Genomic DNA, 20,025 nt, shown 5'->3' with positions numbered 1-20,025 from the left:
CGCTCACGCTGCGCCGCCATGTTGCACGCCAACGCACCCTCAGCAATACCGATCAACGACGAAGTGATCCCCAACGGGAAAATGCAGGAGAACGGGAACTTGTACAACGTCTCCGTACGGCCCGCTTCCTTCCACGCCGTCCCGTCGAAAACCTTTCCCGCATCAAGAGTCCGATACGTCGGCAGAAACGCGTCCTTGACGATCAGGTCCTTCGACCCGGTTCCGCGCAGCCCCACGACATTCCAGCTGTCCTGGTCGATGTCGTAATCGGAGCGCGGCAACAACACGTGCAGAATCTTCGGCGGCATCAACGGCTTACCGGACTCGTCACCGACCATCGCACCGATCATGATCCAGTCACAATGATCAGTACCGGACGAGAACGACCAACGACCGTTGAGGATGTACCCACCCTCGACCGGCCTCGCCACGCCCATCGGCGCATACGGCGACGCCATCCACGTATCAGGATCGGTTCCCCACACCTCTTCCTGAGCCTTGCGGTCGAAGAACGCAAGCTCCCACGGATGAACACCGACGATGCCGCTGACCCAGCCCGTGGCACCGTCCATCGCRCCGATAGCCATTGCCGTCTCGGCGAATTCACGCGGATGYGCCTCGAGGCCTCCGAAYTCCTTCGGCTGSARCATCCGGATGACGCCGGMGTCGCGCARRCGCTTCGCGCTGCCGTCCGTCAAGCGCATCAGCTTGTCGCCCTCGACTCCGTCGGCGCGGATCTCGTCGGCGAACTGTGAGATGTTGTCCAGAACCTGACCCATGATCTTTCCGCCTCCACTGATAGTCGATCAACGACCATTAAAGTAGAACACGTTCTAGAAACTTGCGGAAGTGAAATGGCCGACATTTCTTACACTCACACGGTCTGCAGTTCCGACGGGAGTTCGACGGCGTCGCTACCCGAGGCCGCAAGCAACTGTGCGTATCGCCCACCTTGTTGCACAAGTTCGTCGTGGGTGCCCTTTTCCACAACCACGCCCTGGTCGAGGACCGCGATGAGATCCGCATCTCGAACCGTGGAGAGTCGGTGCGCTACAACAAGAGTGGTGCGTCCGACCATCAGCTCGTCGAGCGCGTCCTGCAGCGCACGTTCAGTGCGATTGTCCAAGGCGCTCGTCGCCTCGTCGAGGACCAGGATCGGCGGATTCCGCAGAACTGTGCGCGCGATCGCGATGCGCTGTTTCTCACCACCGGAGAATCGGTAGCCGCGCTCGCCGACCATGGTGTCGTACCCGTCGTCGAGACCGGAGATGAACTCGTGGATTTGCGCGATGCGCGCTGCTTGCTCGATCTCGGCGTCGGTGGCATCGGGTTTCGCGAACCGAAGGTTCTCACGAATCGTCGTATGGAAGAGGTACGTCTCCTGCGACACCACGCCCACCAGATCGGAGACCGTCGCCAGATCGAGGTCCCGCAGATCGATGTCGTCGATTCTCACCGATCCCGCAGTCGGGTCGTACAGACGTGCCGCCAAGTATCCGAGGGTGGTCTTGCCCGAACCTGTGGAGCCGACCAGCGCCAAGGTTCCGCCGGCCGGGACCGTGAGGTCGATGTTGTCGAGAGTCTTGCTGTCGGTTCCTGGATACGAGAAGTCGACGTGGTCGAACCGAAGTTCGCCGGACATCTTGGTGCGGTCGAAGCTCTTCGACTCTTCCGGATCCGCAATGTCGATCGGCAGATCCAGGTACTCGAACACGCGACTGAACAGTGCCATCGAACTCTGCACCTCGACGCCCGTGTTGAGCAGCATCATGGTGGGGCGGAACAATTGGGTCTGCAGTGTGGTGAATGCGACGAGGGTGCCGACGGTGATGGTGTTGCCGTGATCGAGAGTGAAACCGGCAAACCAGTAGACCAGTGCGGGCATGGCCGCGAAAGTGATCGACATGGTCGCCATGCGCCACTTGCCGGCCATCATGGCCCGGAGTTCGACGTCCGCGACTTCCGCTGAACGCTCGGTGAATCGATCCGTCAGAGCCGACTTCGCGCCGGTCGTCTTGCCGAGGAGAATGCCACTGACGGAGAGAGATTCCTCCACCTGGACCGACAGATCACTGAGTAGCTTCTGCCGCTTACCCGAGATCTTGCGGCGCTCGTCACCGATCTTGCGTGCGATACGGATGAACACCGGCAAGATCGCCAGCGAGAAGATGGCAAGCCGCCAATCCAGAAGGAACAGAGCAACAATGGTGGCTGCCACGGTCGTTGCATTCTGCGCGATGGACGTTGCCGTGTTGGTGACCACCGACTGCATACCGCCGATGTCGTTGGCAATGCGCGACTGAACTTCTCCGGTTCGGGTTCGAGCGAAGAATCCGAGCGACTGATTCTGCAGATGCGAGTAGACCCGCACACGCAGTTGGTGCATCAGTTTCTGACCGATGCTGTTGGACATCCAAGTCTGCGCCACGCCGAGACAGCTCGTGATTACGGCAATGGCGATCATGCCGATGGCCAGAACGCTGACGAGTCCGAGGTTCTTGTCCGGGATCGCCTTGTCGAGCATTTCGCGTAGGAGCAGCGGACTGCCCAACGCCACGATCGCGCTGAGTGTGATGACCGCGGTGACGATGGCGATCTGAGTTCGATACGGCGCGAACAGTCCGAGTACGCGCTTTGCCGGTACGGAGTCCGCCGGAGTGATCTCGACAGCGGATCGTTCGATGTTTCGCATGTGATCTGGTTTCACGTTCTACCTCCTGGAGGCTTTCTCACCCTAGTTTCATATTGATGAGGTTACCTCACTATGAGGCTGACACCAACAACGCTAGACTGACGCCATGCATTCCCGAGAGCGCGAACTCACCGACGTCGTGATGTCCGTGGCACGGCTCATCCGCCGACGCCAAGTGGCAGCGCTGGAACCATTCGGTCTCTCGCCGTCGCAAAGCCGAGCGCTGCGAGTACTGACCCGAGTGGGCGAGCCGGTTCGACTCGGGTTTCTTGCCGAGCGATTGCGCATCGTTCCGCGGTCGGCGACCGACGTCGTGGATTCCCTCGAAGAGGCCGGATGGGTGCGCCGCACTCCCGATCCGAACGATCGGCGAGCTGTATTACTCGAGCTCACCGACGCCGGCGCTACCCTCGCTGCCGACGTCGCGAAAGACTCTCGGCCCCGCGACTGCCCGAAACCCTCGATCTGAGTTCTCACGCAGCGACGGTGTCGACTGCGTCCTCGACATTCTCCGCCGACGTCGGCTTGCTCTGACGCTCGATCTTCGAGATGCAACGAGCAAGGTCCGCGCCAACTGCCGTCGCCCGCAACTCGAGATCGGAACGAGGCACACCCTCTTTGGTCGTGTACTCGTTGGTGCGCAACTCCCCCGCCACCATGACCGGATCACCCTTCATGATGGATGCGCCGACGCCGGTGACCAACCGCCGCCAGCAGCTGACCGTGAGATAGAGGGTCCCTCCGTCCGTCCACTCTCCGGTCACCGCGTCTTTGCGACGCGTGTTGCTCGCCATCCGAAAGCTCAGCACCTCTTCGCCATTGGTTGTCTGCCGCTTCACCGGATTGGTGATGACGGTTCCGACAACCGTTGCATGCGTTTCGTACATGTCCGATCCCCCTTCGAACTCCAGAACCCGCCAACTGCCGCGGGGCCGATCACTGCGTCGGCAGTTTCGATTGTGGAACGGCAAACGCCTGGCTCGGGATTTCGATTTCCACCTGTGCATCGGCGGGACAGCTGTGGAGAAACAGCACTGCCCGAGCCAAACGGCCCGGGCAGTGTCGGAGCTAAGTGCTAGTGGAGGATTCGTCGGATTTCTTCTCGCTGGGTGTCTCGTCCGCAGAGTCCTCGCTTGCAGTCTCCGCGTCAGCAGCCTCACGCGGTTTCCACCCCTCGCGGTCCCGCCTGGCCAATTCGGCGAACATGGCATTGTGAGCAGCGAGGTCGGCGTCGTGGTCACGCTCGGCCGCACGGTCCGTTCGGCGCGCGGTCCTTCCGTCACTGCGCGACCACTGAACCAGCAGCGCGAGCATGACCACCATGAGTGGGATCTCGCCGGTCGCCCACGCGATGCTGCCGCCCAGCTGCTGATCGCCGATCAGGTCGTTGTTCCAACCGAGTCCGAGCGAGCGGAAGTACGCGCCGCCCATGACGGCGGTGGTGCTCATCAATGCCACGCCGAAAAACGCGTGGAACGGAAGTGAGCCGAAGACCATCGCCAGCTTGGTCACCGGCTGCAATTGGCGTGGTGACGGGTCTATTCCGATCGCCACCCAGTAGAAGAGATAGCCGCTGAGGATGAAGTGCAGGTTCATCAGCAGGTGAGCGCTGTGCGAGTCGACGGTCGCGCCGTAGATTCCGCCGAGATACAGCGCGTAGAAACCGCCGACGAAGAGAACTGCCGCCACGATCGGGTGGGTGATGAATCGCGAGAACGGGCTGTGCAGCGCGGTCAGAATCCACTCGCGAATGCCTGGCACGCCGTCCTTGCCTGCCGGATCGAGCGCCCGCAGAGCCAAAGTGATCGGCGCACCCAGTACCAGCAGGACTGGGCCCAACATCGACAGCGCCATATGTGCGCCCATGTGAACGCTGAAGACTGCCGGCGCGTACTTGCCGACACCGGACGACGTGGCGATCAGGAGAACCGCGCAACCGCTCATCCAGGCGATGGTTCGGCCGACGGGCCAGGAGTCTCCACGCTTGGCCAGCTTGCGCAGGCCGATGCCGTACAGAATCGCCGCAGCAATTGCGGCGGTGCCGAACATGAGGTCGAATCGCCAGTCCGTCACGAACGCCATGAACGACGGCGGGTCCGGAAGGTTGTAACCGAGTTCGACCWCGGGGATCGAGGGAATCGACAGCGGCGGAGGCGGCGGGGTACGACCGAGGCCGATCGCGAGACCGATGGTCGCCGCCATCACGATCGTTTCGGCGCCGGCAAATCGAATCAGAGCAGAGCGACTCTTCGGGTTCTCCGCCAGCGCCGGTAGCGCCCGACTCCGCTGAGCCCAACCGAAGAACCCGAGGATGATCAGTGCAACTGTTTTGGCGACGATCAATCGTCCGTAGGTCGTGGTGAACACGTCGTCGAGAGGCAGACGGACAATCGCATTGATGACGCCGCTGAATCCCATGACGACGAAGCAGATGGATGCGACCGTCGAAAAGCGTCGGGCTGCTACGTCGGTGTAATCGCCGCCGCGGCGCGCGTGTGCCAGTAGCGCGAACAACCCGCCGGCCCAGAGCGAAGCCGCCACGAGGTGCAGGATCAGACTATTGGTAGCGATGTCATGCGAGCCGCCCGAAGACGAGTGACCGGTGAGAGCAAGCGGCATCAGTCCGAGGAGACCGACCAGCAGCAGGAGCGGAGTCCACCACCAGCGCAGTGTCAGTCGGGCCAGGATCGCCAGAACAACCGCGATGATCGCCGTCCAACGCCAAGCGCCGGCGATCTCGACCTGATCGAGTCCCGACCACAGGTTCGCCGGTTTGATCGCTTCGGCAAACGGCTGACCCGACGTGTCAGAGAGCGTCAGAGGCACCATCATGAACGAACAGATCGCCCACACGATCGCGGCGTGCGATGCAGTTCGGACTGCCCGATAGCCGTCGACGTCGAGGACACCCGACTTCTGCGGCGGCACGAAGAACGCGGCCAGAAGCAGTGACCCGATCGCGATGACCGCGGCGATCTCCCCCAGTGCACGCATCGCGGGGAGGCCGTATGTGGTGATCGGGCCTGGATCCGGGATGCCCAGAAGAGTCAGTGCCTGCGACGCGGAGAATCCCACCACGACGGCTGCGGTGAGCCCTGCGATGAGTCCACTGACCACGAATATCGCGGTCGAAGAAGCGGGTGCACCGCTGTGCTGTGTGGACTCCGGTGGGGAATCTGTCGGCGCGAGGTCGGGTGTAGCCATACCTCAAGGGTAGGACCTTCGCGAACCGACTACGACAACGCGTCGGAGTTGGGCGGCGCGCGTCACATCCCGAACCCTCGAGTATGATGTTCCACGCGCCTCCGTAGCTCAGGGGATAGAGCAAGAGCCTTCTAATCTCTTGGTCGCAGGTTCGAATCCTGCCGGGGGCACCACAAGATTTGATTCACGGATAGTCACACTGCGTGGACGAGCGGCCACTGGGCAGAGCAGTCCGATACGGACCGAAACCTAGCCCACAAATTACGTGCCGTCCGCAGTAATCTGCCACGCATGAAGAAGGCACTTCCGAAGACCCTGAAGTCACTCGCCCGGACCGTTGGAATCCTGGCACTCGCGATCGTCGTGGTATCCGTCGTCGAGAGGTTCACCGGCGCACACCACCCGACGACCGGTCCCGCCTCGTTGACCGGACCCGACCAATCGTTGTAGCCCTTCCCCTGTGACAAAGGTCGTCTCACGAAGTTCTACGACAACGAGCCGGTAGCCAAGAATCCACCACTGCCGGCTGAGTCGCATGCAACACGCTAAGCAGAGCCGCCGCACAGTGTCACAGAATCTCTGGGCTCCGGATCCCAGGGCGTAACAGCAGCCGGAGTAGTCGGACCTTGCTGGCGGCCGTGGGCGTAGCACCATTGACACAAGCTGCGTCAGAATGGTTGAGCGAGAACTCGATTCGAAGTTCTAATTTCTCGAAGTTTCCAGGGAGCCGCGAGAGGCGCCGGCTCTGGGACCTCGCGGCTACTCGGTGCGGTTGCTCGGATGTGGCGACTGCGCACCGACCGAACCGGCCGCATCCGCCGTCAGCGACTACGCAACGACCGTCACCATTTGACTCCGGGCATCGAAAGCGCTCGAAAAGTAAGCCATTTCATCGTGCCGAGATGCGCGAGAACGACCTGAACTTGCGAGGTCTCGAGATCTTCGAAGAAGCCTCCGACGTGGCATTTTCCGAGATCCACTCACATCCCAGGCAGTGCCTCATCCGTGCGCACAAACGCGTCGCCAAAAGTCGCTGCGGCGCGTGATCAGCTGGACTGACGTAACCGTATCGAAGGCTTTCTACGAAAAGCTGGGCGATTCTTCGTCTCGAAATGCCATGTCGGCCCCCGAAGCATTAGCGACGGTTAACTCAGGCCGAAATCCAATCTGCTAAGAAAAACGAATCTAATGTGACCCCTATCTCTGGATCCTTTCAGAACAGGGGTTTCGATGACGCGCGACTGAATTCACCCCCTAATTCACCCTCCTCCTATACACAGAAAAATGATTTGCATTTATGTCGAGCGTGTGTGCACAGATAATTCGCTCCACGCCTTGTCGTTCCGACAGCAAATAAGGGGCGGTGAACTGCATAAAGGCCCATTCGGTACAGCAGCGCCGACTCGGCTCGGCCGCTCACCGATTGTCGACAAGGGCCAAGGCAGGCATGCAACTGATGGTCGAGATCGAATTGTGATGAACCAGCCAGTTAACTTGAAAGAAATCAACGGAAGATAGATATACCCAGGTAAGCGCAGTTTTTCTTGCATGGACGCACGTCCATGGCGTGTCCAGCTATGCGATTTGCTCGTGTTAGATTCCTGATTGCGCATCGCCCGGTTTGCGCCTTCTGCGTTGTTTGCGCGGAATTTGCATCTTCTCGCGAACGGCCCCGCGCACATTTCTTTACGTTGTGCCAAAGAAAGGAATTTCATGAAAACCGTCACGGCAGCGAAGCACGCAGCACGAAGACTCCCCCTCGGAGCCATCGCACTGTTGCTATTGCTATCCGGGATGGTGCTCATGCCCGAACTGCAATGAATCGCGCAGGAAAGATCCTCGGCCGCAGCCTTTAGTACCTCGTAGGTCGTCGCGTTAGGTAATACCGGCGGTCGATCTTTCTTGGAATTTCCTGGCCTACCCAGAGCCGGCCGTCGGTCTGCGCTGGCGCCAACCAGGTCCGATTACCAACTGTTCGGCTCCGCAATAGGACGCCTGAGAATCACCAACGCTCGCATCCAGGCTCCAGAGCTGCTCAAAGGTCCCGTTTCGCTATTCGACGGCCCCGGAAACGGGGCCCAAATCATGTGTTCTGAACGAAAGGTGTTCGTCATGCGTAACCGTGTCTTCCCACGCCGTGCCGGGGAGGGGGTGGTGTCTCGGTGGGCAGCTTTGGGGATGATCGTTGCGGTCCTGGCGCTGGTCATATCGTCGTTCTCATTCGTCCAAGTTGCCTCAGCAGATGACATCGGGACCTCGACCACCACAGGTCCGACCACCACAGTTCCGACCACAACGAAGCCGCCCGCGACTACGACGGAGGCGCCACTGAAAACGACGGCGCCGCCTACTTCCACGTCGGAGTCACCCACTTCTGCGAAACCGCCGATCACAACCACGGCGCCCCCGTCTACGACTTCTGTGGCGGCGCAGCGACTGGCCGCACGCGGAGTCAATCCCGGCATCGATGTGAAAATCACCGACGTCCAGGTCGAGGGAAAGAACGACCAGCAGATCACGGTCGGGGACTCCGTCACGGTGAAGGGCACCTGGGACGCGTCAAGCGCGAGCCCGCAACCGGGCGACCAGTTCACCATCGGATTCCCTGACGAGTTGAAGCTCCAGTCCAACCCGACGATCGCGCTCGAGGGCGACGACGGGACGGTTTGGGGCACATGCGATCTGGTTGCTTCCACCAATCTGATGACGTGTGTTCTCTCCGATGCCGTGGCGGATCGCCCGGACGAGGTGAAGGGCGATTTCTTCGTCTACACCAAGGCTGTCGCGTACACCACCGAAGAGAAAGTTGATTTCACGATCAACGGCAGTTTCGACGTGACGCACGAGCTACCCGGCGGTGGCGGCATCAGCGACGGCAGCGTGATCAGCGCTGCCAAGAAGTCCGGCCAACTCCAGGGCAACAAGCAGTCTGTGCGCTGGACCATCGACATTCCCGGTGCCGATCTGGCCGCACTGGACGCGGGCGGCACCGGTTCGGTGACCCTGAGCGACGCGCTCTCAGAGAACATGAAGCTGTGTACGGGCAACCTGCTCAACGCGAAGCTGTTGTCCGGTCGCCCGAACGATCTCAAGCCGGTCGCAGGCGGCGTCACCGTCACCCAGAGTGCCGCTGGAGATCCAGTCAGCATCGCGCTCGACAACGGCGGCCCCTTCGAAAGAAACAAGCTCTACCGCATCGAGTACACCTCGTGCACAACCAGCGGCGAAGTGGACAACACGGGCACCGTCTACGACAACTCCGTGACCATCGGCGGGAACACCGTAGGCGCGGCAGGCGTCGGCCAGGATTGGTCGCCACAGACCGGGCCGTCGAAGTCCGGCGGTTGGGCCGGGGGCACCCGGTACAGCGAGATCGACTGGAGCATAACGCTTCCGGGCACTTTCATCGCGAGCCTCCCCGACCAGAAAGTCATCATCAAGGAGACTCTCGGCGCCAATCACGAGGTCTGCGAGGGCGGCCTCGTCCCGACGGTCTGGCGCGCGAACCGTCTACCCGGGCTGAACGGTGAAACAACCAACCACGTCAACGTCACCTCCGAGTTCGACATCGACGCTTCCGGTGCCACGGCGAGTGCCCAATCCTTCAGCATGACCATCACGCCGAAGGAAAAGATCAAGCAAGACTCGACGCAGTACTACTACGTGAAGTTCCGGTCCTGTGTGATCGAGAAGGAGGTGCCGGACTCCTCTGATGTGTTCACCAATACGGCGGTCGTCAACGGCATCTCCAAAGACGCTTCGGTGACGGGGCCCAAGTTCGAGGGCGGCAAGACCGGCACGCTCAACACCGAACCGAAGGACGTCGCGGGCGAGAAGCAGCCTGCCGGCACGACCATCGACTGGAAGGTGCAGGTCTCCGGGCACACCCTCGAGGGCCTCGACGCACCGGCGGTCATCACCGACACGTTCTCCGACAGCTTGGCGGTGTGTGATGTCAGCGGCGATCTGAAGAAGGACCTCAATTTCAAGGTCACCGCGCGCGACTTCCTTGCAAAAGAGGGCGGGACGGACATCACCGCGGGCACCACGGTCACACGCAGCGGCGACAACGGGATTGCCATCACCCTCCCGAAGGACGCGGGCGACTACAACCGTGAGACACGCTATTACGTCGAATACACCCTCTGCACCAGCAGCGGTGGGCTGGATCAGCGCGGCACGGTTTACGGGAACTCGGTCTTCTACAACGGCAAGACTCAGTCGACGCAGAGTGTCAAGCAGGAATGGGGCGGTGGCGGCACCGGTCAAGGTGTGTCGCGGGGCTCGTTCTCGCTTCTGAAGGAGATCGCTCCCTTCTCCGAGAAATTCCCGCAAGACACCGAGTTCACCGTGAAAGTCGAGGAGTTCGCCCCCGGGCAAATCCCAGCGACCGACGCCCCGGTGAGCTCCTACGAGATCAAGGTGAAGGCTGACGGGACACCGGTCAGTGGGATCAACCCCCGCGGAACCGGCTGGCAGATCCGACTGTCCGAGATCAACCTCCCCACCGTTGACGGTGTGTATTTCGAGAGAGGGACTTTCCGCCCGTCAGAGGGTGTGACGCTCAACGGGGACCGCACCGAGGCGCTGGTGACCATCACGCCGAAGAGCAATGTCGGTGTCACACTGCTCAACAAAGCGAGTCTGGGATCGGCGCGGATCACCAAGTCCGTCATCGGTGACGGAGCGCGCACGGGACTCGAGGCTTTCGTCGTCAACGCAGAGATCGCCTTTGGTGACGACGCCGCCGGCAACGAGTTGCGTCAATTCACTCTGAAGGACGGTCAGCACTACGAACTGGGCAAATTGCCCATCGGAGCGAAAGTCACCTTCACCGAGGTACAACCGATGAACACCGACCTCGTGACCTGGTCGGAGCCGGTGATCAACCCGAAAATGCTCACCATCGGCACCGATGCGTCGGCGAACACGGTCTCCGTCACCAACGAGGCCAAGATCACGCAAGGCACCTTCGAAGTGAGCAAGAAACTCACGGGCCCGAAGGCGTTCGACAGGGCCGTACCGGCGAGCTTCGACGTGATTGCCACCTGGCTCGATACGGACGACAAACCGCAGAGCAAGACACTGTCTCTTCCGTCCGACGGCACCGCGGTTCCGTTCGGCGAGAACCTGCCCGGCGGCACCGAAGTCACACTGACAGAGCTGGTTCCGGCAAACGGTGACGGTCTCGCCTATGGCGTGCCCGCATACTCCGGGAATGTCAGGATCAATCCGGACAACGCAGCCGTGGTGACCATCGGCAAGGATCTGCGCAAGATCGAGGTGTCGAACTTCGTCGACGTCAACGACGGCACTCTGCGCATCGCAAAGCAGGTCGGCGGTGAGGCCGCCGAGGCCGTCGGCGACGACGTGGAGTTCACGGTCGAGGCGCGTTGGCGCGACGGTGTGGAATACCGCACCCAGGTGCTGAGCGTCAAGCAGGGACAGACCACACCGCTCGGCGTCGACCTCCCCGTCGGCACCGAGGTGACCTTCACCGAGACCGGCCGTCCCGATGTCGACGGAGTCGAGTGGGGCACGATCTCCTGGGGAACCAGCCCGGAAGGCGAATCGTGGCTGCATTCGAACCTCGACGGCATCGCGACGGGCATAGTCTCCGACGACCCGACCGACGGTCGACTGATCACGCTGTCGAACGAGGCGCTGTGGAAATTCGGATCGGTCGAATTCACGAAGTTCATCCTCGACGCTGACGGCAACCCCGTCCGCGCCCCCGAGGCCGACCTGCCTGACAGCGCGACGTTTGAGGTCCGTATCGACGGAATCGATCCGGCGCTCCCCGCCGGAACCGATTTCCCGGCAGTGGGCCAGACCATCACCCTCGATGCCGGAAACGACTGGAGCTGGACGTCCGACGAGGTTGTGCCGCGGAACACCGTGATCACCTTCTCCGAGGTCGACCCCAAGCCCCTGGCCGGTATCGACTGGGCGCGGCCGTATTACTACGTGTCCGCGGATGCCGGTGACGCCGAATACCGCGACACCGTCAAGGCGGTAGCCGGTGAGAAGGCTGTGGTGGAGATCCACAACCGCCCGATCCCGACCACCGAGGTGGATATCGACAAGATCGTGACCGGCCCCAAGGGCGGCCAGGTGGCAAAGGACGGATCCACGATCTTCCAGGTCACGGCTACGTGGACGGACATCGACAATGAGGCGAGGTCTTGTGTTCTCGATGTCAGACCGGGCGCTTCGGTCACTCCGACCGCCCAGTGCGACGCAGCCGTCATCGACGGCCGGGTCCAGTTCCCGCTGAACACCGACATCACTTTCACAGAAACCGGTGCTCACACTGACGTCACCAACGTCAAGTGGGGTGAAGTGATCTGGGGCGTCAAGGAAGGCAAGGCGGACGTCTCGAATATCGACGGCGAACCGACCGCAACTTCCGTCAAGCTCACCGGCGAAGCAAACAAGTCGGTGGTCCTGGGACTCGAGAACAAAACCAGCAGCAATGGGCTGATCATCATCCCGATCCCGATCCCGCTGCCGCCGTGGGAAATCCCGACGTGGCCGGGCTCTGAGGTACCCGGAGGACCAGGCACCGACGTGTCGACTCCCGGCAACAACACTCCCGGCAATAACGGTGGTGGACACAACGGTGCTCCGGGCACGCCTGCTCCGGGAAATCCTGCTCAGGCCAAACCGGACCAGTCATCGTCCCTGCCGGTAACCGGCGCGAACGTCATCTGGCTCGCCGGTCTGGCGCTGGCGCTGATCGGCGGTGGCGCATGGCTCACCCTGCGTAACCGCAAGCGTGCACCCGGCCGGGAGTAACTCCCAACCAGGAATACCGAAACAGGGCGGGTGGCGACCTACGCCTGGTCGCCCCCGCCCTGTTTCACCGTCACGACGTATCTATCTCGCGGCCGCCCCCGTGGCCCACCCCTCGAAGGAGAAACACCATGTCATTCCTCCCGTTCCCGATCGTCATCGAAGGCATCGAGACCACTGGTTCTGCCGCGATCGACGGGCTCGGTCGCCTGTCCGTACTCCTTTACGATCTCCTCGGCGGTACCGGAAGCGCCACGATCAACGCGGGCAGCTAGTTCGATACGGCACCAATTCGACACATCAGCTAGCTCGGTAGATCTGTGAAGAGGAGACCCCGGTCCGTGAGCGATACCAAAGTTCCAGGGCGTCGGCGGCCGGGCACAGGCCAGGTAATCGGCGAACTGCTCCTCACGGCCGGGGTCGTCGTCCTGCTGTTCGTCATCTATGAGGCGTTCTGGACCAATATCGTCTCAGGGCGGCTCCAGGACGAGCTCAACAACAGTCTGGAGGAATCCTGGGCCGAAGTCCCCGAAGCCCCAGGAGCGATCGACGGTCAGCCGGTGTCCCCGCTGATCCCTGTGCTCGGCGAGGGATTCGCGCGCGTGCATTTCCCCACACTCGGCGCCGCGTACGCAATCGTCGAGGGCACACGCAACGAGGACCTGCGGGCCGGCCCCGGCCACTACCCGGACTCGCAGATGCCCGGCGAAGCCGGAAACTTCGCGCTCGCCGGGCACCGCAATGGTTCCGGCGCAGTCTTCCAACACCTGGATCGACTCGATGCATGCGATGCCGTCGTCGTGGAGACCGAGTCCCAGTGGATGACGTACCGGTTACTCCCACTCGACCAGGCCTCACCCGAACGTCGCGCTGCGGCGAAAGCCTGCTTGAATCCCGAGCAAGCCGATCGGGTTTCCGAAGGCGACTACGCCCATCTCCTCGGGCGGCACATCACCGTGCCCGGGGATGTTGCGGTCGTCAACCCGCTGCCCGGAAGCCCTTGGGCCGAGCCCGACGCCACGCTGGAAAGTATGTTGACACTGACCACGTGCCATCCGCTCTACTCGAACAGCGAACGCTTGATCGTCCACGCGGTTCTCGTCGAAACAATCTCGAAGACTTCGGGCACCATTCCCGCGGCATTCCAGGAGCAATGAATGTACGGCTACCTCTGGGGCGCGCTCCCCGGCCCCCGACCAGTGAAGGCCCTGCTGGCGATCGTTCTCTTGGTCGCGGTGGTGCTGCTACTCATGGAAGTCGTATTTCCTTGGGTGTCAGAGCATATGCCCTACTCCGACGTGACCGTATAGAGCGCCCGTGCAGGTCGGCCGACACCGGCACAAGGCCCGGCTGGAGCCCGAAGGCGCTGTCCTACATCGGACTCGACGGACCTACGATGATTCTGGCGTGTCGATGCAAACCAGTTTCCGCGTGTGTCGGAACGGCTCGCCTAGTTGACGCTCGAGGCTCTCCGGAATGTTCGTTCGACGCCTGAGCGAGCACTGAGACCGGACTCCGCCGCTACAGAACCTTCGTGAAGATCTGCGCCGGCGCTGCCGTCTCGAGCTTGTCCAGCGCCTCAACCAACCTGACGAAGTGCTCGGTATGAGTGTGGGCGTCGAGGTGCTCCTGCGATTCCCATTCCTCCGCCAACACGAGCTCGCAGGGATCGTCGGTGCGCTGCAGTAACTCGTAATTGATGCAGCCGACCTCTTTTCGGGTCTCGGTGACAAGTTCGTCATACAACCGAAGCACTTCCGCGAGATCGCCCTGCTCCACCGTTGTTGGCACCAACACCCTGATCACAAAGACTCTCCGATTCGACTGTCGTGCAATAGCCCGTCGGCTCGAAGTCTGCCGTAGACCTCCGACAGATCGACATTTCCGTTGTGACTCGAAGTTTGCGGACAGGCGCAATATCTACGAAACACCCCCGATACCGGAGGTTCGTAGGGTTTGCCGAAGTCGGGCTCGCAATCAGCAGCGCAGCCCTGGGCCCGGGCGAGGGGTAAGCACATGAGTGGAAATGCAGTTCGCTTGCAAGCGATCAAGGACGTCGAGGCCTACACACCTCCGGTGGTCAGTTTCACCACCGACGAGACACCCGGCGAGGTGTTCGGTGCCAACGTCTTCAACAAGGTGGTCATGCAGAAGCGACTGCCCAAGCTCGTCTACAAGTCGGTGATGGCGACGATCGAGCAAGGCAAACCGCTTGATCCCATGGTCGCCGATGCGGTCGCGTCGGCGATGAAGGACTGGGCGTTGGAGAAAGGCGCAACCCACTACGCCCACGTCTTCTATCCACTGACCGGGTTGACGGCCGAGAAGCACGACAGCTTCCTCGAGCCGGTCGGCGACGGCAGTGCACTGGCGGAGTTCGCCGGCAAGACCTTGATCCAAGGTGAACCCGACGCTTCGAGTTTCCCGAACGGCGGGCTGCGCAACACATTCGAGGCTCGCGGATACACCGGCTGGGATGTCACGAGCCCGGCCTACGTTCTCGAAAACCCCAACGGCAACACACTGTGTATCCCGACCGTGTTCGTTTCGATGACCGGCGAAGCGCTCGACCACAAGACTCCCCTGCTGCGTTCACAACAGGCAATGGGTTTCCACGCCGAACGAATCCTGAAGTTGTTCGGCCACGACGACCCCGAGCACATCGTGTCGTTCTGCGGTCCCGAGCAGGAGTACTTCCTGATCGATCGACACTTCTTCCTCGCCCGCCCCGACCTCCTCAACGCCGGCCGAACACTCTTCGGCGCAAAGCCGCCCAAGGGCCAGGAGTTCGACGACCACTACTTCGGGGCGATCCCGGAACGTGTTCTCGGATTCATGATGGACACCGAGCGGGAACTGTTCAAACTCGGCATCCCCGCCAAGACACGGCACAACGAGGTTGCGCCCGGCCAGTTCGAAATCGCCCCGATGTTCGAGCGAGGCAACATCGCCGCCGACCACCAGCAGTTGCTGATGACCACCTTCAAAACCATCGCCAAGAAGCACGGCATGGAATGTCTGTTCCACGAGAAGCCGTTCGACGGTGTCAACGGCTCCGGCAAGCATGTCAACTTCTCGCTGGGCAACTCCGAACTCGGCAGTTTGCTTGTCCCCGGCGACAATCCGCATGACAACGCCCAGTTCCTCGTATTCTGCGCCGCAGTCATCCGGGCCGTCCACAAATACGCCGGCCTCCTGCGCGCGTCGGTCGCATCGGCAACCAACGATCACCGTCTCGGTGCCAACGAGGCTCCCCCGGCAATCATCTCGATCTTCCTCGGCGATCAACTGGCCGACGTCTTCGAGCAGATCGCCAAGGGCGCGGCAACATCGTCGAAGGACAAGGGCACCATGATGATCGGAGCCGACACCCTTCCCGTCCTGCCGACCGATCCGGGCGACCGCAACCGCACGAGCCCATTTGCCTTCACCGGCAACCGTTTCGAGTTCCGCGCACCAGGATCGCTGCAAACAGTCAACGGCCCGATGGTCACCATCAACACGATCATGGCCGAGGCCTTGGACTACATGGCCACCGAACTGGAGGCCGCGGTCGCCGACGGCGCCGATTTCGACACCGCCGTCCAGAATCTGCTCACCGAGATCATCACCAACCACGGTGCGGTTGTCTTCAACGGCGACGGCTACTCGGAGAACTGGCAGATCGAGGCCGAGTCTCGCGGCCTGCCGAACCTTCGCACGACGCTGGACGCCCTTCCTGAACTGATCACCGAGTCCTCGATGGAACTCTTCGAGAAGTACAAGGTCTTCAACCACCGAGAGATGCACAGTCGCTACGAGGTCGGACTCGAACAGTACGCACTGAGCATCGGCGTCGAGGCACGCCTGGCCGCCGAAATCGGTACGACGCTGATCCTTCCGGCTGCAGTGCGCCACCAGACGGAAGTTGCGCAGAACTTCGTCGCACTGAAGTCCGCCGGCCTCGAACCGGATTCAGCTCCGCTCGAAGAAGTGTCGGCGCCCGTTGCGGCTCTGCGCACAGCGCTCGCGGCCCTGCGCGCAGCAATCGACACCGACGCCGGCGAGTCGCCATTCGATCAGGCCAAGCACGCACAGGACGCACTCCTGCCCGCAATGGCAGAGGTACGTGCAGCGGCCGACTTCCTCGAAACCATCGTCGCCGACGATCACTGGCCACTCCCGACGTATCAGGAAATGCTCTTCATTCTCTGAGCATCACCGAAATCAACGCTCACAAAACTGTGGCCTGCAACTCGATCGAGTTGCAGGCCACAGTTGTCGAATCTTGCTCGGGCTAGCGGTCTTCCGGCATCGTGACTTCGAGGACGCGAGCCTCACCGGTGGTCGCGGGGTCAGGACGATCGCGCGAATCCGATGACGCCATCTGGAGTCCGTTCAAATCGGTCCGCATGTAGATGACGTTGTAACGGTCCCACGTGGTGGCGACGAATTCGAGGAACTGTCCGCTCGCCCACGGGTGCATGAATCCGCCGTACAACGCGGGCAACGTGATTCCACTCAACAGGGTCTGCGTACCACTCCACGGGCCTTGCGGTTGGTCGGCCTGACGGATCACCAGGTTGCCCTCGGCACTGGTGTACATGGCAACGTACTTGTTCAGGTAGTCGTTCCACTGCACGGCAAGTTCACTGACCGGTGCCTTGATGACCTGAACGGCATCGGTATCTCGCGGACTCCAACCGGAGCCGTCCCAGTATTCGTAGGCGCCGAGGTTTCTGATGTCGGCGCCGGCCACTCGCGCCAGGACCGCCTTACCGAAACGACCTGAGGGAGTTCCGTATTCGTAAATGTAGCCGTCCCGACCGTCGAGGAAGGCGCTCTGCTGGAAGTTGGAATTGATCGGCGATACTGCCGGAATCCCCGGAATGCCAAGTCCTTCGGTATTGGCGCGAACTGTCGCCGGATCGAGTTCCCAGTTCTCACCGTTGTCCGTGGAGAAAGCCAGAGCCGAGTAGTTGGTGGTCCAGGCTCCGGGTTCGTCCCACGACCGAACGGACATGAATCTGATGTACTGCACACCACCGTAAGAGATTCCAGCGGTCGGGATGGTGGTGAACTCACCCGGAATGCCGAATCCCGGAATGATCTCCTTGGAATGATTGGGGCCGTCCAAAGGAGAACTGTCGATCTTCATCCCGTCGGCAATGGCGGTGTCGTTGCTGCGGAACAACACGTTGCTGCGCCAGTCGTCACCCGGGGTGTCGCAGTCGCCAACCGTATCGCCGAATGCCATCAGTACGTCGTGATCCGGCCCCGAAAGACCGTTGTCCCACATGATTCCGAGGTCGGTTCCCGACACGTTGAACCGCTCGATAGTGTTGTTGGGACTGCCTGGGCCAGTGACCATTTCGATCGCTTTTGTGCGGCCGGTCAACACCGGCAGAGCACCGTTGGGCGCGCCGGTGATCCACGGCAACGCGTTGGCGAGGGAGCCGGTACCGGCGGAACCACTGCCAAGTGATCCGGTCAGCGAACCGAGCGAACCCGTCATCGATCCGGCGGAACCACTTCCTCCCGACCCACACGGTCCGCCGATCGCCGACGCAGACGGTGCTGCGGCAATCGTCGCGGCAATCGTGACGACGCCTATCGACAACATCGCCGACATGGAGTGTTTTTTACGCACGTGCAGCCCCTCTGATCATTTCGACTCCCGTTCGGACCACAGGCACAGTGATCCCCGACCGCAGAAGCAAACCATTTGGACTGTGTTAAGAGAGTGAAAGCTGAGCAAATTGTTATAAATCGCCCTTTCAACTGACACAAGTGACAGCTGTGTCCGATTTCACCTTCACAGGACAGTTGTCCGATACAGCAATAAAGGCGCCTAGTATGTAACGGAAATGTAAAAGAGTTCTCACAACGAGGTAGGTGAGCGGTGTCCGTACGTGACCGCGTAGCGCAGATTTACGATCAGGTTTTGGTTCGCAATGCAGGAGAGCCCGAGTTCCATCAGGCCGCCGCAGAGGTCTTCGAGTCTCTTCACGTAGTGCTCGAACGCCACCCCCGCTACGCCGACGCCGGACTCATCGAGCGGCTTTGCGAGCCGGAACGCCAGATCATCTTCCGCGTGCCGTGGACCGACGACCAGGGCAACGTTCACGTCAACCGTGGCTTCCGCGTGCAGTACAACAGTGCACTCGGCCCCTACAAGGGCGGCCTGCGCTTCCACCCCAGCGTCAACCTGGGCATCGTGAAGTTCCTCGGCTTCGAGCAGATCTTCAAGAACTCACTCACCGGCCTGCCCATCGGCGGCGGCAAGGGTGGCTCGGACTTCGATCCCAAGGGCCGCTCCGACGCAGAGGTCATGCGCTTCTGTCAGTCCTTCATGACCGAACTGCAGCGTCACATCGGTGAATACACCGACGTTCCGGCCGGCGACATCGGCGTCGGCGGTCGCGAGATCGGCTACCTGTTCGGTCAGTACAAGCGGCTGACCAACACGTACGAGTCGGGCGTCCTCACCGGCAAGGGCATCACCTGGGGCGGATCGCAGGTTCGCACCGAGGCCACCGGCTACGGCGTCGCGTACTTCGTCGCCGAAATGCTCAAGGCAAAGGGTGAAGGCCTCGAAGGCAAGAACGTCGTGATCTCCGGATCCGGCAATGTCGCCATCTACGCAATCCAGAAGATCCACCAGCTCGGCGGCGTCGCGATCGCCTGCTCGGATTCCTCGGGATACATCGTGGACAAGAAGGGCATCGATCTCGACCTCCTCAAGGAGATCAAGGAAGTTCGCCGCGGCCGCATCAGCGAGTACGCCGACGCAGTTCCGCATGCCGAGTTCATCGCCGATGGTTCCATCTGGGACGTGCCGTGCGACGTCGCACTCCCCTGCGCGACTCAGAACGAGCTCGACGAAGATGCCGCAAAGACCTTGATCGCCAACGGCGTTCAGGCCGTTGCCGAAGGCGCGAACATGCCCACCACCCCCGGCGGCATCCAGCTCTTCCGTGACGCGAACGTAGCCTTCGCGCCCGGCAAGGCGGCCAACGCCGGTGGCGTCGCAACCTCCGCCCTCGAAATGCAGCAGAATGCTTCGCGTGATTCCTGGAGCTTCGAGTACACCGACGAGCGTCTCGCCGGAATCATGCGCGGCATTCACAAGCGCACCATCAACACCGCTGCCGAGTACGGAAAGCCGGGCGACTACGTGCACGGCGCGAACATTGCCGGCTTCGTGAAGGTGGCCGACGCCATGATTTCGCTGGGCGTCATTTAGAGATTTCCGCAATACAGACAGCAGTACAAAAAGGGGTGATTTCACCCTGAACCGGTTCCCGTACATCGGACTGGTCGAATCAATACCTAGGCCTCGAGGGCCCTGGGTC

14 protein-coding genes and 1 tRNA gene are annotated in these 20,025 nt (G+C 61.5%); 9 read left to right on the top strand and 6 right to left on the bottom strand.

Translation table 11 applies throughout. From position 1 onward, the window contains the following. A partial coding sequence (locus tag AC1DWA_RS31935; protein ID WP_477917512.1) for an acyl-CoA dehydrogenase family protein occupies positions 1-779 on the bottom strand: 779 nt, incomplete at its 3' end. Positions 780-874: 95 nt separating this feature from the next. Then, a complete protein-coding gene (locus AC1DWA_RS31930; protein ID WP_049940979.1) occupies positions 875-2,692 on the bottom strand; it encodes an ABC transporter ATP-binding protein in 1,818 nt (605 codons plus the stop codon). Between the two features lie 106 nt (positions 2,693-2,798). Between AC1DWA_RS31930 and AC1DWA_RS31925 the strand changes: the two genes are divergently transcribed. Beyond that, entirely contained in the window at positions 2,799-3,161 is a 363-nt protein-coding gene (locus AC1DWA_RS31925; protein ID WP_477917511.1) for a MarR family winged helix-turn-helix transcriptional regulator, read from the top strand. Between the two features lie 4 nt (positions 3,162-3,165). Here the strand turns inward: AC1DWA_RS31925 and ssb are convergent, their stop codons facing one another. Then, entirely contained in the window at positions 3,166-3,579 is a 414-nt protein-coding gene (gene ssb, locus AC1DWA_RS31920) for a single-stranded DNA-binding protein (protein WP_477847578.1), read from the bottom strand. Positions 3,580-3,760: 181 nt separating this feature from the next. Next, positions 3,761-5,896: a bifunctional copper resistance protein CopD/cytochrome c oxidase assembly protein gene (locus AC1DWA_RS31915; RefSeq protein ID WP_477917509.1), complete on the bottom strand. Its 2,136-nt coding sequence runs from the start codon at positions 5,894-5,896 to the stop codon at positions 3,761-3,763. Positions 5,897-5,993: 97 nt separating this feature from the next. On the opposite strand from AC1DWA_RS31915, the gene AC1DWA_RS31910 reads away from it, so the two are divergent. From AC1DWA_RS31910 to AC1DWA_RS31885, 6 genes are all read left to right on the top strand, one after another. Continuing rightward, positions 5,994-6,069 (top strand) — tRNA-Arg (locus tag AC1DWA_RS31910). A 118-nt stretch (positions 6,070-6,187) separates the two neighbouring features. Next, a complete protein-coding gene (locus tag AC1DWA_RS31905; RefSeq protein ID WP_259119225.1) occupies positions 6,188-6,346 on the top strand; it encodes a hypothetical protein in 159 nt (52 codons plus the stop codon). Positions 6,347-6,798: 452 nt separating this feature from the next. Continuing rightward, entirely contained in the window at positions 6,799-6,942 is a 144-nt protein-coding gene (locus tag AC1DWA_RS31900) for a hypothetical protein (RefSeq protein WP_477847575.1), read from the top strand. Positions 6,943-8,074: 1,132 nt separating this feature from the next. Next, a complete protein-coding gene (locus tag AC1DWA_RS31895; RefSeq protein WP_259119550.1) occupies positions 8,075-12,694 on the top strand; it encodes a DUF5979 domain-containing protein in 4,620 nt (1,539 codons plus the stop codon). 128 nt (positions 12,695-12,822) lie between these two features. Further along, positions 12,823-12,966: a hypothetical protein gene (locus AC1DWA_RS31890; protein ID WP_003945342.1), complete on the top strand. Its 144-nt coding sequence runs from the start codon at positions 12,823-12,825 to the stop codon at positions 12,964-12,966. A 66-nt stretch (positions 12,967-13,032) separates the two neighbouring features. Further along, complete coding sequence (locus AC1DWA_RS31885; protein WP_477847572.1) at positions 13,033-13,848, top strand: class E sortase; 816 nt, start codon at positions 13,033-13,035, stop codon at positions 13,846-13,848. Positions 13,849-14,212: 364 nt separating this feature from the next. Here AC1DWA_RS31885 and AC1DWA_RS31880 read toward each other — a convergent pair whose 3' ends face one another. Then, positions 14,213-14,482: a putative quinol monooxygenase gene (locus AC1DWA_RS31880; protein WP_477847570.1), complete on the bottom strand. Its 270-nt coding sequence runs from the start codon at positions 14,480-14,482 to the stop codon at positions 14,213-14,215. A 225-nt stretch (positions 14,483-14,707) separates the two neighbouring features. Between AC1DWA_RS31880 and AC1DWA_RS31875 the strand changes: the two genes are divergently transcribed. Continuing rightward, on the top strand, positions 14,708-16,885 hold the full coding sequence (locus tag AC1DWA_RS31875) for a glutamine synthetase III family protein (RefSeq protein ID WP_019749120.1): 2,178 nt from the start codon (positions 14,708-14,710) through the stop codon (positions 16,883-16,885). A gap of 82 nt (positions 16,886-16,967) precedes the next feature. Here the strand turns inward: AC1DWA_RS31875 and AC1DWA_RS31870 are convergent, their stop codons facing one another. Then, a complete protein-coding gene (locus AC1DWA_RS31870; RefSeq protein ID WP_021344745.1) occupies positions 16,968-18,302 on the bottom strand; it encodes a DUF4185 domain-containing protein in 1,335 nt (444 codons plus the stop codon). 270 nt (positions 18,303-18,572) lie between these two features. On the opposite strand from AC1DWA_RS31870, the gene gdhA reads away from it, so the two are divergent. Then, positions 18,573-19,916 carry an NADP-specific glutamate dehydrogenase gene (gdhA, locus tag AC1DWA_RS31865; RefSeq protein ID WP_003945368.1) on the top strand — a complete coding sequence of 448 codons (1,344 nt, stop codon included), beginning with the start codon at positions 18,573-18,575 and terminating at the stop codon, positions 19,914-19,916. Positions 19,917-20,025 lie beyond the last annotated feature (109 nt).

The sequence above is a fragment of the Rhodococcus sp. P4_F3_2 genome, from assembly GCF_056401335.1.
Note: the sequence above shows the minus strand (reverse complement) of the source record. Positions and strands in the feature narration are given on the sequence as shown.

What these genes read in the sequence shown, in the direction of transcription:
- AC1DWA_RS31930 (WP_049940979.1), bottom strand. Translation starts at nt 2,692, where the DNA reads ATGCGAAACATCGAACGATCCGCTGTCGAGATCACTCCGGCGGACTCC.
- AC1DWA_RS31925 (WP_477917511.1), top strand. Translation starts at nt 2,799, where the DNA reads ATGCATTCCCGAGAGCGCGAACTCACCGACGTCGTGATGTCCGTGGCA.
- ssb (WP_477847578.1), bottom strand. Translation starts at nt 3,579, where the DNA reads ATGTACGAAACGCATGCAACGGTTGTCGGAACCGTCATCACCAATCCG.
- AC1DWA_RS31905 (WP_259119225.1), top strand. Translation starts at nt 6,188, where the DNA reads ATGAAGAAGGCACTTCCGAAGACCCTGAAGTCACTCGCCCGGACCGTT.
- AC1DWA_RS31900 (WP_477847575.1), top strand. Translation starts at nt 6,799, where the DNA reads ATGCGCGAGAACGACCTGAACTTGCGAGGTCTCGAGATCTTCGAAGAA.
- AC1DWA_RS31895 (WP_259119550.1), top strand. Translation starts at nt 8,075, where the DNA reads ATGATCGTTGCGGTCCTGGCGCTGGTCATATCGTCGTTCTCATTCGTC.
- AC1DWA_RS31890 (WP_003945342.1), top strand. Translation starts at nt 12,823, where the DNA reads ATGTCATTCCTCCCGTTCCCGATCGTCATCGAAGGCATCGAGACCACT.
- AC1DWA_RS31875 (WP_019749120.1), top strand. Translation starts at nt 14,708, where the DNA reads ATGAGTGGAAATGCAGTTCGCTTGCAAGCGATCAAGGACGTCGAGGCC.
- AC1DWA_RS31870 (WP_021344745.1), bottom strand. Translation starts at nt 18,302, where the DNA reads ATGTCGGCGATGTTGTCGATAGGCGTCGTCACGATTGCCGCGACGATT.